We start from the raw sequence: 17015 nt of genomic DNA on the forward strand, positions 1-17015 counted from the left end.
TCTGTTACCTCCACATTCTTTTTTATTTTGAATGTCCGCAAAATCCGTCCTACATCAGATGGTTTCCAGGGACAGTCCAGATGATGCAGTGCAAGTAATCTGTCCTGGACGTTGGTACCAGCACCGAGTTTCGGAGTGGAACCCATCAGGATTCTTACCTGCCCTGCCCTCACCTTTGCAAACAGCTCCGCTTTTCTTACTTCCGTATTGTATTCATGGATAAATGCAATCTGCTCTTTCGGGATTCCCCGTTCCACCAGCTTGTTTCTTACATCATCATACACGTTGAATGTTCCATCATTTTTCGGTGTGCTGAGGTCGCAGAAAATTAACTGGGTAGCCTGTGTATCTTTTCCGTCCTCCCATACCTGGAAAGCATTCTCCACACAGGCATTTACCTTGCTTTCCCCTGCATCTGGAAGCATATCATTTAAAAGCCTCTGGTCTAATGCACATTTTCTTCCGTCGTTGGTAATCTTGAGCATGTTATCTACCCTTGGATCTACCGCACCGCCACGAACCTGTTCTGCACGTTCCGAAAAGGCTTCCACCATTTCTTTCTGTTTCTCACTCGGCTTTAACACTTCATTGATATATTCTGCTTCCGGTACAGGAAGATTCAGCATATCCGCAGTCTGAATATCCGCAGCTTCTTTAAATATGGAGATCAGCTCTGGAAGATTAAAAAAACGGGCAAATCGTGTTTTTGCACGATAACCCGTCCCTTCCGGTGACAATTCGATTGCCGTAACTGTTTCTCCAAAAGTTGCTGCCCACGAATCAAAATGTCCCATTCCCATATTCATTAAAGTATCATACTGGAGGTATCTCATAATGGTGTATAATTCAGTCATACTGTTTGATACGGGTGTTCCCGTTGCAAACGTGATTCCCTTTCCCCCGGTAATCTCATCCATGTATCTGCATTTCATAAACATATCTGAACTTTTCTGTGCATCGGTCTGTGAAATGCCTGCCACATTCCGCATTTTTGTGTATAAAAAAAGGTTTTTGTAATAATGTGACTCGTCCACAAACAGCCTGTCCACGCCTAATTGCTCAAAAGTCACTACATCATCCTTTCGTGTCTGGTCATTCAGTTTTTCCAGTTTTGCTTTCAGGGTTTTCTTTGTTTTTTCCATCTGCTTAACCGTATATTGCTGTCCTGTTTCCTCTTTTGCCGCTTCAATAGAATAGGTAATATCTGCGATCTGGTCTTCCAGCAATACGATCTGTCTTTCCCTGGAAAGCGGGATTTTCTCGAACTGGCTGTGTCCAATAATGACCGCATCATAATCCCCGGTTGCGATTCTGGAACAGAACCGTTTTCTGTTTGCCGGTTCAAAGTCTTTCCTCGTTGCTACCAGAATATTTGCTCCCGGATATAAGCGTAAGAAATCACTTCCCCACTGTTCCAGCAAATGGTTTGGAACCACATAAAGGCTCTTTTGTGCCAGTCCCAAACGCTTGCTCTCCATACCGGCTGCGATCATCTGAAACGTCTTGCCTGCACCTACGCAGTGTGCGAGCAGGGTATTATTTCCATAAAGGATATGTGCCACCGCATTTTTCTGATGTTCCATCAGCTTAATTTCCGGATTCATTCCGACAAACTGGATATGACTGCCATCATATTCTCTTGGTCTTACACTGTTAAACCGTTCATTATAAATTTTGCAAAGTGCTTCCCGTCGACGCATATCCTTAAAGATCCACTCTTTAAATTCCTCCCGGATCAGTTCCTGCTTCTGCTGTGCCAGGGTAGTTTCTTTCCGGTTCAGTACCCGATGTTCCCCATCCGCATCATGTATCGTGTCATAGATTTTTGTGTCACGCAGATTCAGTGCATCCTCCAACAGCCTGTAAGCATTTGCCCTCTGTGTTCCGTAAGTTGCGGTGGAAAGCGGGTTATTGCTGCTGTCCACGTTCTTTCCTTTTACATTCCACTGTCCGGTCACTTCCGCATACTGTACTTTGATACGCTCATAATTGATATGCTGTCGTGGTGTATGGAATGTTTCTGCCATGAACTCTGTAATATAGTCTGGAGAAATCCAAGTTGCACCAAGCCTTGCTTCAATCTCGGAAGCGTCCAGGTCTTTCGGCTGTACCCGTTCCAGTGCTTGCACATTGACCATATATTCTGAATGGTTTTCTGCAAACTGCCTTGCAATGTTCAGCTTCTCCCTGACATTTCCGGAAAGATACTCATCGGATGGCTCCCATTTATCTGTAAGCGGATTCTTAAAGATAACGCCTGTAAGCTCCTCTGTGACCTCCTCCTCTGTTTTTCCGGTAAGCTGCATCATATAAGGAATATCTACTTTTGCCTTTTCCCCGATAGATACCGCCAGTGCCTCACTTGCAGTATCCACCGATGTTACCGGTTCTGCCCTGCGGATCGTCCTTTTCGTAAATATGTCTGCTTTCCGCTTCAACTCGCCCTTTTCGTCCAGAAATTCAAGGGAAGTCAAAAGGCAATAGCTGCTGTCCATGCTGAATGCCCTTTTATTTGCATTGCTGTTGAGTAATCCATACTTTGCAGTAAAGCTGTCATAAACCCGGTTCAATTCAGCCTGTAAGCTGGCAACCTCTTCATCACTGCATTCTTCCAACTGCCGTTCCAGAAGCCTGTTTGTTGCATCCCGGATGGCAACCATGCCTTTGACACGTTCGCCTGTCACAACAGGAAGTTCCATCTTATTCATAACAGAATTTTCCCTGTAATAAATATCCTCTCCGACAAGTGCAAAGCTGAAGTTCTTAATATCCGGATCTGCCGGTATGGATACCACCTGTTCTTCCAGTTCCGTGTCCGAAATCTCCTGCTCTGTGATGGTTCCCTGGATATGCTGTACCGCATCTTTTAACTGTTCTGCCAGATCTGCTCCCTCTTTTGCCTTTACCGTCACTTCCTGTTTTCCGTACTGGGTACTTTCTGTTTTGAAATCTCCAAGCACCATTTCTGGGTGGTCAGCAAAATAGGAATTGACTGTATAACCTTCTGGTGTGGTTTTCAACTGTACCCAGTCTGGTTCTGTGATTGCAGCCCTGTCCCTTTTCTGGAAAAACAGAATATCCGCAACCACACTGGTATTGGCATTTCTCTGGAAAGCATTGTTCGGTAAGCGGATTGCCCCAAGCAGATCTGCCCGATTTGCAAAATACTGTCGGACTTCCGGATTCTGCTTATCCATCGTACCGCTTGATGTAACAACTGCCACCACTCCGCCCGGACGTACCAGGTCTAAGGATTTTGCAATAAAATAATCATGGATCATAAAATGGTATCTGTCATATTTGCGGTCACTGACCTGATATGCCCCAAACGGTACATTTCCAATCACGCTGTCAAAAAAGCTGTCCGGGTAACTGGTTTCCTCAAATCCCTGTACTGCAATCCTGTTCTTCTGGTAAAGCTGTTTTGCAATCTGCCCGGAAACCGGATCAAGTTCTACACCATACATACTTGCAGCACCCATACTTTCCGGTAAAAGTCCCATAAAGTTTCCTACTCCACAGGACGGCTCCAGGATATTTCCCTGCTTCAGTCCCATGTTTCCAAGTGCTTCATACATAGCCTTGATGACCGTCGGAGAAGTATAAAAGGCATTCAGCGTTGATGCCCTTGCTGCACTGTATTCTTCTGGCGTAAGGACTTCTTTTAACTGCGTATATTCCTCTGCCCAGGCACTGTTTCTTTCTTCAAAAGCCTGTGGAATACCGCCCCATCCAACATATCTTGACAACACTTCCTGTTCTTCCGGTGTTGCCAATCTCTGATCCTGTTCCAGTTCTTTCAGCAGCCTGATAGCTTCCATATTTGCTTTAAACTTTGCTTTCGGACCACCAGCCCCAAGGTCATCGTCCGTAATATGGAAATTATGCGGTTCCTGTTCCTGCACCTGCTCATTCTGTAGATATGGTAAAAATTCTCCCTCATAGCCAAATAGTTCGTTCTCCCCTGGAATATAATTTCGTCCAGTTTCCATACACCGGAAAATATCAGCTTTTGATGAACCACTTGCCTCATAGAATCCTGCGTAGGAATATAAAATATCATCTTCTCGCTCGTAGGTAGTCAGGTGCAATTCTGTATTTCCTCTTGTCTGGTTTACCAGTTCTTTCCCTTCCAGACCTTGCGGAAGAATCCCCACTGGTTCAAAATGATACCCCTGATATTCAAATACATTCTCGTCCCACTGTTCCTGTACAATTACAGATTCTGATTCTGGTTCTCCTTTTTGTACCTCCTCCATTTCTGCAGACGACTCTTCCACTTCTGGTTCTTCTGTATTTTCTTCTGGTTCGGAAGCACTCACAATATCAAATAAAGACATCTGGTATCCATTTAAGCCATCTGCCTGATCTGGTACTTCCTGTGCCGGGAAAATCGTATAGCTGCCTTCCACATACTGATATACTTCGGTCAAAAGCTGTAATTTCTTCTCATAAGTTTCATTCACTGATTCAAAATCCAGTGGCAGCATTGCCAGTGCATCGTCCATCGCCTGTAACAATTTCTGCGACTTCTCCGAATCATTCAGCATAACAGGAAGTTCTTTTCTTGCTTCTTCATTAAAAAAATCCTGCTTAAACGGACGCTCAATTTCTTCTGGCAGTCTTGCATAAAAACTGATCACTTTTCCTGCAATCCGTTCCCTCTCATATTCCGGCATACGGGAATAATCTGCAGAACGTAAGAACTGCTGGTTATCAATCAGATAGCCGATTCTTTTTGCAACTTTTGCCCAGGGCAGCAACACCGAAATATCTGGATTCCCATAGTCCCCTCTCTCCAGCTTCAAACCTTTCCCGTCATAATCTGCATGTGAATTGTCTGCTCCACATAAAGCATGGCTCTGACCGCCTATCCCATATTTTTCCTTGATAAAATCTGTCCTTGCCTTATCATCTTCATTCAGGAGATAAAAAGAATAGGTAGAAAGCCTTCCATCCGAATACGGACCTCCACCGGCAAGAAAAGCATCTATTTCATCCTGAGTAATAAATACCTTATGTTCCTGCCATGCGAATTCATCTCTGGCATTGTATGGAATTACTTCTGCGGCAAATTTCTGGAACTGTCCGGATATTCTGATTGGATTATAGGTGCGGAACCGCATAATACTTTTATCTTCCTCATAAGCCATTGCCAGTCCTTCCAGACGTTCGTTCAGATCTGCCAGCCACTGCGGATCTGTTAGTTTCTCTTCCAGATAATCAGTAATTTCCGGATAAATACTGTGAAGATGTGGTAAATCCTCTTCATCAAAGACAAGTTCTGCTACACCCTCTGCCATATCCGCTTTCATATAGGCAAGTGCCTGGGCATGTTCCTTTATCGCATTCTTCCTTGCAACATCAAGTACGGACTGCGGTGCATACTCGCCTTGTTTCAAAAGCTGATGGATACGGCCACTCACATCTTCCCAGGACAAAAACGCTTTATCCAGAATCTGATCGGTAACGGTATGCCCTACTGCAATCTGCAATCCAGTTTCATCAAACCAGACCGAATACTCCATACCATTGATTTCAAATCCCTTTCCACCAGTCCCATACTCCCGCTTCACAAACTCCGTATATTCTTCCGGTGTCTGCTCACTCATAAAATTATAGATAATACGAAGCTGGCTCTTGCTTCGGTTTCCTCCGGTTCTTAAAACCTCATCGACCACCTCACTTGGAATGGCAATCTCCCCAGCATAGAGGGAAGCTATTCTGTTTTCGATTTCCCTTTTCTGTTCATTTACAGATGGAAGTTCGGGCAAAGATAAAGCAGAGGCAATTTCTTCCTCTGCTTTACTTAACTGATCTTCACTTGTGTCTTCGATTAGCTGTACACCAATTCCGTCAAGATGCTCTCTTCCGCTGTTGCCGTCAGACTGTTCATATGTGCTGTCCACGCCATCGGGTTCTCCTCTTTCGATGGTGCCGGATTCTTCTCCAACAGTTTCGCTATCTGTACTTCCAATCTCTTCTGTGCTGTTTTCTCGATCTCTTCCAGATGGCTGTTCAGTTTCCCAGTCAGTAACAGGCTCTGATACAGGCTGTTCTTGTGTTCCTTCAGAAATGTCCTCCGCAGCATTCCGTATTTCCCGATCTGTACCTCTGTCTCCTGGATTGTCAGATTCGGAAACAGATAATCCCCTTTGCGATGATATGTCAGTTCCATGCTCATTTCCTCCTTCATCTTCCTGTGAATATTCGTTTTCTATGATTCTGTTGTTGTTTTCTTCGCTTTCACGAATTAACGTGTTAAATTTATTATAATTCCTTTCATCCGAATTTTCAATACCCTTTTTCATTTCTTCTAATGAAATACGGTGTACAAATCTTCCAATATCCACTAGCACAGACTCACTGGCCATGCTCGTCGCATTTCCAATAAATGTCAGCACCGATAAACTGTTATAGTCTGTGATATGTACGAAGTCCATTTCTTCCTGCCGTTCCAGCGGATCAAGTCCGCATCTGGAAGCCAGCGTATAATAAATGCTGTCTGTCAACAGACTGCGAAATTCGCTGCGTATGGTATTTTCTTCCAGCTCCTCCAGGTATGTTCCTTCCGTCACATATGTCAAGCCATCCAGGTATTCATCCAGATTTTCTTCTACCATATACTTCGCTGTTGCCATCAGTGCATCAGAAAGACTTCCTGTATCTTTAGCTTCCAGTCCATAAACTTCTTCTAAATGGTTTAATAACTCCTCCTGTTGCTTCTCCTGCAACCGCCACAGGTAAGGGGTTCTTCCACCTTTTACCTTATGAGTATCCTGAATATCAAATACATATCGGAGTCTTGTTTTCTGCATGGTTTCATCCAAAAGAGCAATTCCCTTTGCTCCTCGGTTTACCCACCGCAGCATTTTTTCATTCCATAATTCCAGCGAAGCACAGGCAGTTGCTTTTGGACGCTGTGCGTGGATCAAAAGCTGATCCATAAATGGATACCTGTATAACCTGGCTGCGGTATCCAGATAATTCATCCAGTCCCTTGGTGAACTGCTGATATGGGCTGCATGATATTCTGCAAGTCCACGTATCTCATCTAAACGAGCCATAACCTATTCCTCCTTCTGACTGTGCTTTATTTTTTCTTTTTAGGAAATTCCAGACTGAATCTGGCTTTTCCATCTTCTACCCCAAGTACAAGATCAGCATCAAATTTGCTGTCCTTTTTCTTGGAATACAGTCCTTTTACATGGGTACGTCCCTTTTTCAGAAGCTCCACTGCCATCTTTTTATCCATTGATTTTTTCATACTTTCCAGAAACCTATTTGACTTCCATAAAGCAAACGGACAACTTCTGTCAGAACAATAATAATTGGTCTTACCCTCATATACATCGGAACCGCATACCGGGCATTTCCCAATTACTTCCCTTGCAGTCTGAAAACGATTCCGTTCTTCTTCTGGAATCGCCCTGCATACTGAAAGAACATCGGTAATCATAGATACAATCCCATCCATAAATTCATCATCATGGATTTTTCCCTTTTCCATCATCAGAAGCTGATTCTCCCATTCTGCTGTCAGGCTTGCGGATTTCAGATTCTCCGGCATTACATGAATCAGCTCACAGCCTGCCACCGTAGGAAAAATCTGTTTTCCTTTACGTTCTGCATACCCGGAAGATACCAGCTTCTCAATAATATTGGCTCTGGTTGCCGGTGTCCCCAATCCCTTTTTCTCTGTTTCAGAATCAAATTCCTTATTTCCCGCTGTTTCCATTGCAGCAAGCAGAGTATCTTCGGTAAACATCTTCGGCGGAGAAGTGTAATGTGTACTCTTCTCTGCTTTCACAGAGGCAAGAGTCATTCCTTCCTCATATCCTTCTGGAAGTTCTGTCTTATTATCCGGTTCATCAGATTTCTTATCCTTTACACAGTATTTCCGAAAGGCTTCTTCCACTTCTTTGAAGCCCATCTGCACAGGCAGCTTTCCTTTTGCAGTAAATTCATGTTCTTTGCACTGTACGGAAATTTCTGTCTGCTCATAAAGGTACTCTTCCCCTGTTGCCTGAACAAGCTGCTGTCCGATCAGCATCAGCAGATTTTTCTTTCTACCGGAAAGTCCTCCCATGCCTTTTTCCATTGCTTCTTTTGTCGGTAGGATTGCATGATGATCAGATACCTTTGCATTATTAACCACACGATCTATGTTTCCCCTAATCTGTCCAGATTCCAGAAACGGAAGAAAATCTGTCATGCCTTCGGCAAGCATTTTTACCGTTTCTTTCATATCCTCGGTTACATACTGACTGTCTGTTCTCGGATAAGTAACCATCTTTTCTTCATACAGTTCCTGCAGCATATCCAATGTTTTCTGTGCAGTGTATCCGAAAAATCGGTTTGCTTCCCTCTGCAGACTGGTCAGGTCATAAAGTTTGGGCGGAGAAGTCTTTTTCTGTTCTCTTTTCACTCTGGTCACAACAGCTTCTGTCCCATCACAGAGTTTTCTTAATTCTTCCGCTTCTGTTTCAGACTGAATATTTTCTGAAATTACCGCAAGTCTTCCATCTGACAGGGAAACCTTATAATAGGCTTCTTTCTTGAAATGCTCAATTTTCTCTTTTCTTTCCGTCAGCATAGCAAGCGTTGGTGTCTGCACTCTGCCAACTACCAGACGTTTAAAATATCTGGTTGTGTAGGCTCTCGTTGCGTTCATTCCGATCAGCCAGTCTGCCTGTGCCCTGCATACCGCAGCATTACAAAGACCTGCATATTCTTTCCCGGCCTTTAATGACTGGAATCCTTTCTGAATTGCTTCATCTTCCATTGAACTGATCCACAGACGCTTCACTGGTTTCTGACAGCCTGCCAGATCATAAACTCTTTTAAAAATCAGTTCTCCTTCTCTTCCGGCATCACAGCCATTCACCAGATATGCTACATCTGCCCGGTTCATCAGGCTGCATATCACATCAAATTGCTTCTTTTTATCCTCTGATACCTGAACTTTCCATACTTCCGGAATAATCGGTAAATCCTCAAACTGCCATTTTGCATATTTTTCATCATAGATTTCCGGTGGGACATACTCTGCCAGATGCCCCAGGCACCAACTGACGATGCAACTGTTCCCCTCCAGATACCCGTCCTTTCTCTGATAAGCAGATAAATTTTTTGCAAGGCTCTGTGCCACGCTCGGTTTCTCTGCAATCACTAAAAATTTCGCCATGTTTTCCTCCTTTTCCTGTCAAAAAGGCAGTCTATAAAGAACTGCCCTTTCTCCATACCTTATGCTTTTTTGTTATTTCTGCTGATCTTCCGCATTTTCTTCATCTTCATTGATGTAACTGTCATCAGCAAATTCCAGACCTTCCTCTACAATACTGTCCTCTTTTTTCTTTCGGAATTTACTTAAAGCAAAAGCAGCTAAACCACCGAATACCAGTACAATACCGCCGCCCAGGATCGCAGAGCCAAACATTTTATTACCACCGGATTCCGGTTTTACTTCTGTTTCTGGCTGTACGGTAGTTTCTGGTTCTGGTGCTGCAGTCGTTTCCGGAAGAACAACTGCTGGTTCCTCTTTTTTCTCGATTTCCTCGTTTTCGCCTAAGAACTCTGCCAGATCATTTTCATCTACCAGTGACATCATGTACACGTTTTCGGAAGTACCGGAACGGTCAATGACCATATAAAAGGTATTTCCATTCTTTGTCTGTACCGTCAGAAACTGCTTGGAACTGTCATTCTCCTTATCATCCACAAGCTGTCCGTTTCCCGACGTGGAAAACGGTGTTCCCTCTGCGGCAGGCTGCTCCGCCGGCTGTTCTTCTATCACCTGTTCCGCAGTTTCAGCCTGCTCTGCGTTTTCATTTGCCTGTGCAAAAGCGGTCACACTGGCAGAACCCATCAGTATTGTTGATGACAACATAATCATCAAAATTTTTTTCATTACTTTATTCTTCATCTTCCAAATCCTCTCTTTCTTCTATCAGTCCGGTTGACATTTCTCTGTCCATATTTTCTTCTTTCTTTATACCTGTTTCAGAACTATCCATAGAAAGATTGCCCTCTTCATCAAACTGCATGGTAACTGTTCCATTCTGAATCCCGTCCAGAAAAGTCAGCATCTTTCGGCTGTCCATCTTCATGGAACGGATTGCCTTAATGATTTCTGCATCTTCCATCTGCTTTTTCTGGATTCTCAGTTGCCTTACATGCTCCTGCAGTTCCAGAATCTTGTTTTCAGTTTTCTGAATGTCATCCAGAACCTTTTTTAACCGCATATTCATCTCTTATTTACTCCCTTCTAGTGAAGTCTGCCAAATGCCATAAAATGTTGCTGCCAGTAAGAACTTGCAATGCTTGTATACTGAATCGGATTCCCGCAATGAATCATCATGTTATTTCCTACATAAATTCCAACATGGCTCGCTCCCGGCGTATCATAAGTTCCCTGGAAAAAGATCAGATCGCCCGGCTTTGCATCCGATGGAGATACATAGGAACAATAAGAACGAAGTCCGTCCGCTGTTGTTCTTCCCACGTTCCATCCATTTCCACAATTATTGATTACCCAGCATACAAAACCAGAGCAATCAAAACTGGTAGATGGCGATGCACCACCCCATACATACGGATAACCCAGATATTTTTCCGCTTCCCTGATCATCTTGGCAAACTGCGGATCAGAAAGTGCTTCTGCCGGAATATCATATCCAAAACCTGCCCCGCCTGTCGGAATTGTATTAAGGTCAAACAGATAATCACGATTTCCATAGTATTTATTGTAAGCGTCATACTGCTCCTGTTCCTTATCTGTCATACGGTTTCTTAAAACTGCATCCAGGTTATGGTTCGTAAGTGTTACGTCCAGCCGGTTTACTTCTCTTGTTGTAGTTACTTCCACCTCCTGGCTTCCATTACTGTCTGCTATGTATGCTTCCCAGGTCTGATGTCCATGTGCTGATGCAGAAGCGTGATCGCTGTAAAATACATCAAACTGAACACCATATCTTGCAAATGCTCCTGTATCTTCTACTACATATTCCACTCCATTCATAACAACATGGGTTCCCATTGGCACAAATGGATTGGAAGCATCCACCGCAATCGTGTGATTTGCCTGTGGATATGCTCCACTTGCAGTCGGGCCTCCACTCCACTGCCCGCAGCAGATCGGACAGTTGCAATATCCACTGGTCACAACCTGTCCCAGTGATTCTCCAACCCTGACTGTTTTCTTTTCTGTTACAGTTTCTCTTGTCGAATCTGTATATAAGCCATACTGCTCTCTGAAAATCTCCTGAATCTCGTCTGCAACCTCAGCATAGGTAAAACCGCCATACTTGACTGTCAGATAAGAAATAAGCTGATACGGATTGTGTCCGATCTCATCAATCTGGAACTGGAACTCATCATAGTCGGAATGGTTTGCTTTCATCTGATTGATCTGCTCATTCAGTGCATTTTCCAATGCCACATAAGCATTTTCCGCAGCATAAATATCCTCATCCTCACTGGAATAACTGGTAGAAATAATAGCATTGGAACTGCCCTGGAATAACGCAGCACAGCTTGACAGGCTCGTTGCCATTAACGCAGACAGCAGCACCAGAACTCCTATGGACAGGAGGATATTTCTGTTCTGTGCCACAAGCTCCTTGACCGCAGCTTTGGCTTTTTCCGTAAATCGCTGTGCGTTTACAAGCACTGCGTCTTTCACAGCTTTTCCCTGTTTCGCAGCCTGATACTGCTTCTGGTAACGCTTTTTCTGCAATAATTTCTTTAATGCAGACTGTTTCTTCTGTTCTGCTTCTTTCTGAACCGCCTTTTTTGCTTCATTGGAAGCACTGGTGCTAAACTGTAGGCGAGATTTTTCTGTTTCTTCCAAAACGGTTTCCCTCAACCGATTATTTCTCTGTCGGTTTTCTTTCAACCGTTCCCGAACGTAAATTGACTTTCTTGCAAGGCTTTCTCCCGCAAATTCCATCTGATCTGCTGCATCAAGAGCAGCATTATCATCGGTATCCTCTCTGATTTTTTTCTGACCATAGGCAGATACCGTTTCTGAAACAACGTTTGCCCCCTTTCTTGCCATTCCGCTACCGGGAATCATACCTTTACTTTCATCTTCAAAGGAAAGACGGGATTTTGATTTTTTCTGTTCTTTTAGCGTCTGTTCCCTTTTCGTCTTTCCTTTAATCTCTTCCCGAAAATCTTCCATTGATTTTTCATCAACTTCTGACTTTTCATGGCAGCGTTTCTGCTCTTTCGCTGCATAAGCTACGACCATCTTTTTCTTTCGGCTCTGCCTGTCCGGTTCCGATGTTTCAGCATCACGTCCCGGATGTCCCCGGATACTCTCTTTACGAAGTCTGGAACGTGAAACAGACGGAGATTTCTCCCCGCCTGCTTTATCATCACTCATTTCTGAGTTTTCCATTTCTTCCGCTTCCGCAAGTTCTTCCTGTTCCAGAAAAGCGTGTCTGGACTGCAGTCTGTGTTTTCCTTCTTTCACTCCCTCAACTGTTTCTTCTGCAGTATGAGTTTTTCTGACCTTTCCAAAGTCCAGCTCCTGTTCCCTGTGTCCGGCTATTTTCTTCTCATCTGCCTCACGCCCGGTAATCCGCTTTTCCTTTTTACTGCGGAGATTTTTTTCCCGGAGTCCATCCCGGCTCATTTTCTGGACAGTCTTGTCCCTTGCTTTATATTCATGCTCCTGCATGGTCATCATCTCCTGATCTATGGTAATTTTCCGTTATTTTTCTTTGCAACCAGTACCATACGCCCATTTTTCTGGGAATACTCACAAGTAGACAGTGTAAGTAACTTATCTCTGTATTTTGCTGTTGTTCCTGTCTGATAAAGTGATTTTTCCTTAACGGAAGCAACAAATTTTTTATAATCCTCCACTGTTCCCGCTTTGATAAAACTGTAATAATCAAAATCATTCCCTGTATAAACGGGTGTTGTAAATGCTGCAAATATCTGATACTGTTCATTTCCCCATATCGTGCGGAACAGGATTGTCGGATGTTCTTCGTAAAATCCTTCGTCCTTATATTTTTCAAGGTCAGCAAACATCTTTCCACTGTTCATGTGATGTCCATATATGATCAGATTGTCCGAATTTCCTGGTACACATTCCTCTGCCAGAAATAAACAGCCATTTGCAGAATATTCCCCGTTAAAATCCCGATGCAGATAATAATTTTTATCTCCGGGCCGGTACATGACCGGATAGTCTATTCTCGTTCCATCAATGGTCAGCCAGCCAATACAATCTGGATTCTCTTCATGCAATGCCAAAATTCCAGCATCTACCTCTAAATCGTCGGAAGTATCTTCCTCTGAATCGTCCTCTTTTTCCTGCATAAGTTCCTGTAACTCTTGCTGTAACTGGTTATCCTGTCTTTCCTGCACAAAAAATCCCATCAGGAAATACAGACTGATCGTAAGCAATATAACGGATATAGAAAGTAATAATCCTGCCACCCATTTTCTCATGCTCTGCCATTGCCCCTTTAACTATCGTCTCTGCCTTTAATGCCGAGTTTTTCACGCTTCTCTACATCTTCCGGTTTCGATGACATCAACGCATAAAGCATAAGGGTATTATCGAATCTGTCCTTAAATGGAATAATTGTATTTCCATAAAAGATCAGTCCTTCTCCCTCTCCACTGTTTGTTACATAGGAAAGCTGGTGTGTTGAAATATTAAGCTGTTTTGCCAGAATCTGTCGATCCCCAGATGCCTGGTTAAGCATCAGGATAAAATCTGAGTTTTCAAAGATATTCTCGATTTCCCTTGAAGCAAGCAGATCTTTTACGTTCTGCGTGATACCAGTCGGAATACCGCCCCACTTACGGAATCTCTTCCAAATTTCTACACTGTATGCTGCTGTCTGTTCCTCTTTCAGCAACAGATGGAACTCATCAATATAATATCTGGTTGACTTATGTGCAGAACGGTTGACTGTTACCCTATTCCAAACCTGATCCTGAACAATCAACATGCCAAGTTTTTTAAGCTGTTTACCAAGGTCTTTAATATCGAAACATACCAGACGATTATTCAGTTCTACATTTGTGCGGTGATTAAACACCTTCAGGGAACCATTTACATAGATTTCCAGTGCAGTTGCCAGCCTCTGCGACTCTGCCTCTTCCTGTTTGCGAAGCAGATTATATAAATCTTCCAGGATTGGCATTTTCTCCGGGACCGGATCAGCAAGATAGTCCTGATATACCAGACGTACACATCGGTCAATGATTGTTTTTTCCACTGGTTCCAGACCATTTTTCCCTCCTACTACCAGTTCACAAAGCGAAAGGATAAAATCTGATTTCAGAGATAGCGGATCGTCATCATCCGCATAATTGATGTTAATGTCCATTGGATTGATGTAATCATGACTGGTCGGAGAAATACGGATAACCTGCCCGTTAAATGCCCGGACTAACGGAAAATATTCTCCCTCCGGATCACAGATGATAATGTCGTCTTTTGTGACAATAAATACATTGGTAATCTCTCTTTTTGCTGCAAAGGATTTACCAGATCCAGGAGTACCAAGTATCAGCCCATTTGGATTCTTCAGCCTTTTCCGATCTGCCATAATCAGGTTATTAGACAGGGCATTTAACCCATAATAGATAGATTCTCCGCCCATAAACAGTTCCTGCGTTGTAAATGGGACAAAAATAGCTGTCGATGTGGTAGTCAATGCCCGCTTGATCGGAATCCAGTTTCTTCCAAGTGGCAAACTGCTCATAAGGCCCTGTTCCTGCTGATAGTCCAGTCTTTTTAATGCACAGTTATATTTCTGTGCGATACCTGCCGTCTGGAATACCACATTTTCCAGTTCCTGTTTATTTTTTGCTGTATTTAAAAACACAACCGTCACAAGAAACATTCTTTCATTTCTCGACTGTAAATCTTCCAGAAGCCTTTTCGCCTCTCCACCATATGTGTTCAGATCAGACGGAATAATATCCATATCATATCCGGAGCGTACCGCTTTTTTCTGTTCCTCAATTTTCATGCGGTTAATGTCCGTAACCTTACTTTTAACCAATTTGATTGCTTTCATCTGGTCAATGGACTGAATATGCAGATTAACAAGCAGGTTACAGTCCATTTCCAGAAATTCAGCAAGCATTTTATCCGTCAGCTCTGGTGCCAGAATCTGCAGATAGGATACTGCTCCGATGGTATCTCCCATCTGAAAATCCTTTCCATTTTTGAACAGGAAACTGGATGGAGCAATATAATCCTTTGTATTCAGCCCGGTACGCAGCATATCATCATAGCTGAACCTGAATGGCACTTTGACATTCTGGTTGAATGTTTCATACATGATCTGCAAACGCTCTACACCATTTAACGGATACGCAGATACCCCAAAAACCTTAAAATTATTGAGTATATCTGTTTCAATACGTTCCAGTTTTGGTTTTGCTTCCCGGATATTGTCAGCTTCAATTCCAAATGTAATGTACTTGGTTCTGACAAGACCATTATTTCCTTTTGCCAACTGATTTCTAAGCATCTGGGCAAATTCCATACGCAGATTATCAAAACTGTCATTCTGCTTTTTAATACGGATCACATCTTCATATTCCATCATGTTGCTGTGATGATTGATAAAGGACAACTGAAAATGGATGGTGCTGTCAAAATAATTCAGGAAATCACACCAGTTCTCAAAAATTGCATTTTTATCCTCATTCTGTGCTAACTGATAGTTGATATCATAAAAACGAATCGTCTTTGAATAATACCCATCCTCCACACGACAGATTCCGTCTTTTCCCATTTCTCTATATGGGATGGACTGCTGTGCGGTAATGTTTTTCCCTTTATTTCTATTGTCTTTATTCGTGCTGGATATTTTCTTTGCAGCACCTTTTTCCTCGCTGGATTTTACAGAACCCGGCGGCTTTGTCTTTTTTTTATGCTTTTCTTCTTTCTTTGCCTGTTTCTGTGCCGCCTTTTCTTCACGAGCAGCCTGTTTTGCCGCCTGCTTCGCAAGTTTTTTCTCTTCCTTTTCGTGTGCCTTATGTAATTTCAGTTCATATTTCTGGGCTTTTTTCCAGGCACGTTTTTCCCGTCTGCTTAATTTACGTCTTGGTCTGCGAACACCTCGGTGTCGCTCCAGTGCTTCATACCCAGTAACCATCGGTACTCCCGTCAAACGCTGTCTGTCCTTTGCATAATTTTCTGCCTCGTCCGGATCAAACACTGGTAAACCATCAGCAGAATCCTCTTCATCCAGCCACCAGTCATCCGGATGGGAAAATTCTTCTGTCTGCTCTGGAAGATTCTTATCGTTTCTTAATTTTTCCACGAACGGTACCTCCTTTCGCTTTTGTCATAATTTTCTTTTTTTCATAGAGGTTTTCCACCTCATATTTCCGTACCGGGGGACGGATAAATTTTACTGTAATCACGTTTTTGAGGACTTTCTCTAAAGGAAGTCCATCTTTTTCATACATGGCAAATAAAAAAGCCGGAAGCATCAGCAGACACATTCCGGTTGCCGCATTACTCGAACCAATCAATCCCCTTGACAGGAAATAAAACGGAAGCCCTACTGCCGCTGCAATACCAAGGCAGATAAGCTGTCGTTTTGTAAGATTGAAAATAATTTTATTTTTTACTTTTGTCAGATCTTTTGGTACTGATACAAAAGCCATTTTCATCGTCTCCTTTTCCACATTTAGTGTGCATTAAAGATACTCTTTGAAAAATTACCTGTTTTCATAAGACTAAAGCATAGTATTACTGTATAAGCCATTACACTGAGCAGTGCTGTATGCACATTATCTGATACCTGTATGTTGGCAACCAATACAGAATAAATGCCCACGCACATCATGATAAAAAATCCTTGAAATGCCAGTGCAAACAATCCTCTTAAATAATTGCTGCCAATCTGTCCCCATTCCCGGTTGCTCATAGTGGCAAACGGAATTGCACCGATTGACGAATACAGTAGGGTAAGAACCCGGCGCCTTGCCATATCACTATGGTAGGTTTCCGAGAACTCCCC

At 43.1% G+C, this 17015-nt stretch carries 8 protein-coding genes and 1 pseudogene; all 9 read right to left on the reverse strand.

Features of this window, described 5'->3' with window-relative positions:
• The coding region (locus tag DWX28_RS20440) for a DEAD/DEAH box helicase family protein (protein ID WP_118254317.1) at positions 1 to 7067 on the reverse strand (7067 nt) is incomplete at its 3' end.
• Positions 7068 to 7093: 26 nt separating this feature from the next.
• Positions 7094 to 9187, reverse strand: a complete 2094-nt coding sequence (locus tag DWX28_RS17430) for a type IA DNA topoisomerase (RefSeq protein WP_118254320.1) — start codon at positions 9185 to 9187, stop codon at positions 7094 to 7096.
• A 72-nt stretch (positions 9188 to 9259) separates the two neighbouring features.
• Positions 9260 to 9925 carry a CD1107 family mobile element protein gene (locus DWX28_RS17435; RefSeq protein WP_117440231.1) on the reverse strand — a complete coding sequence of 222 codons (666 nt, stop codon included), beginning with the start codon at positions 9923 to 9925 and terminating at the stop codon, positions 9260 to 9262.
• Positions 9915 to 10250 (reverse strand): DUF4315 family protein, encoded by a 336-nt coding sequence (locus DWX28_RS17440; RefSeq protein WP_002594794.1) that lies wholly within the window; start codon positions 10248 to 10250, stop codon positions 9915 to 9917. Before DWX28_RS17440 ends, DWX28_RS17435 begins: the two co-directional genes overlap by 11 nt.
• Positions 10251 to 10267: 17 nt before the next feature.
• Complete coding sequence (locus DWX28_RS17445) at positions 10268 to 12685, reverse strand: C40 family peptidase (RefSeq protein WP_117440230.1); 2418 nt, start codon at positions 12683 to 12685, stop codon at positions 10268 to 10270.
• 17 nt (positions 12686 to 12702) lie between these two features.
• Entirely contained in the window at positions 12703 to 13467 is a 765-nt protein-coding gene (srtB, locus tag DWX28_RS17450) for a class B sortase (protein ID WP_117570371.1), read from the reverse strand.
• A 17-nt stretch (positions 13468 to 13484) separates the two neighbouring features.
• Positions 13485 to 16142 (reverse strand): VirB4-like conjugal transfer ATPase, CD1110 family, encoded by a 2658-nt coding sequence (locus tag DWX28_RS17455; RefSeq protein ID WP_119243037.1) that lies wholly within the window; start codon positions 16140 to 16142, stop codon positions 13485 to 13487.
• A gap of 145 nt (positions 16143 to 16287) precedes the next feature.
• On the reverse strand, positions 16288 to 16659 hold the full coding sequence (locus DWX28_RS17460) for a PrgI family protein (protein ID WP_117440227.1): 372 nt from the start codon (positions 16657 to 16659) through the stop codon (positions 16288 to 16290).
• Positions 16660 to 16682: 23 nt separating this feature from the next.
• Positions 16683 to 17015: pseudogene (locus DWX28_RS19735) on the reverse strand (VirB6/TrbL-like conjugal transfer protein, CD1112 family); the annotation flags it as partial.

The sequence above is a fragment of the Blautia sp. AF19-10LB genome, assembly GCF_003461245.1.
GTDB classification, from domain to species: domain Bacteria; phylum Bacillota; class Clostridia; order Lachnospirales; family Lachnospiraceae; genus Blautia_A; species Blautia_A intestinihominis.

What these genes read in the sequence shown, in the direction of transcription:
- DWX28_RS17430 (WP_118254320.1), bottom strand. Translation starts at nt 9,187, where the DNA reads ATGGCGAAATTTTTAGTGATTGCAGAGAAACCGAGCGTGGCACAGAGC.
- DWX28_RS17435 (WP_117440231.1), bottom strand. Translation starts at nt 9,925, where the DNA reads ATGAAGAATAAAGTAATGAAAAAAATTTTGATGATTATGTTGTCATCA.
- DWX28_RS17440 (WP_002594794.1), bottom strand. Translation starts at nt 10,250, where the DNA reads ATGAATATGCGGTTAAAAAAGGTTCTGGATGACATTCAGAAAACTGAA.
- DWX28_RS17445 (WP_117440230.1), bottom strand. Translation starts at nt 12,685, where the DNA reads ATGCAGGAGCATGAATATAAAGCAAGGGACAAGACTGTCCAGAAAATG.
- srtB (WP_117570371.1), bottom strand. Translation starts at nt 13,467, where the DNA reads ATGAGAAAATGGGTGGCAGGATTATTACTTTCTATATCCGTTATATTG.
- DWX28_RS17455 (WP_119243037.1), bottom strand. Translation starts at nt 16,142, where the DNA reads ATGGTTACTGGGTATGAAGCACTGGAGCGACACCGAGGTGTTCGCAGA.
- DWX28_RS17460 (WP_117440227.1), bottom strand. Translation starts at nt 16,659, where the DNA reads ATGGCTTTTGTATCAGTACCAAAAGATCTGACAAAAGTAAAAAATAAA.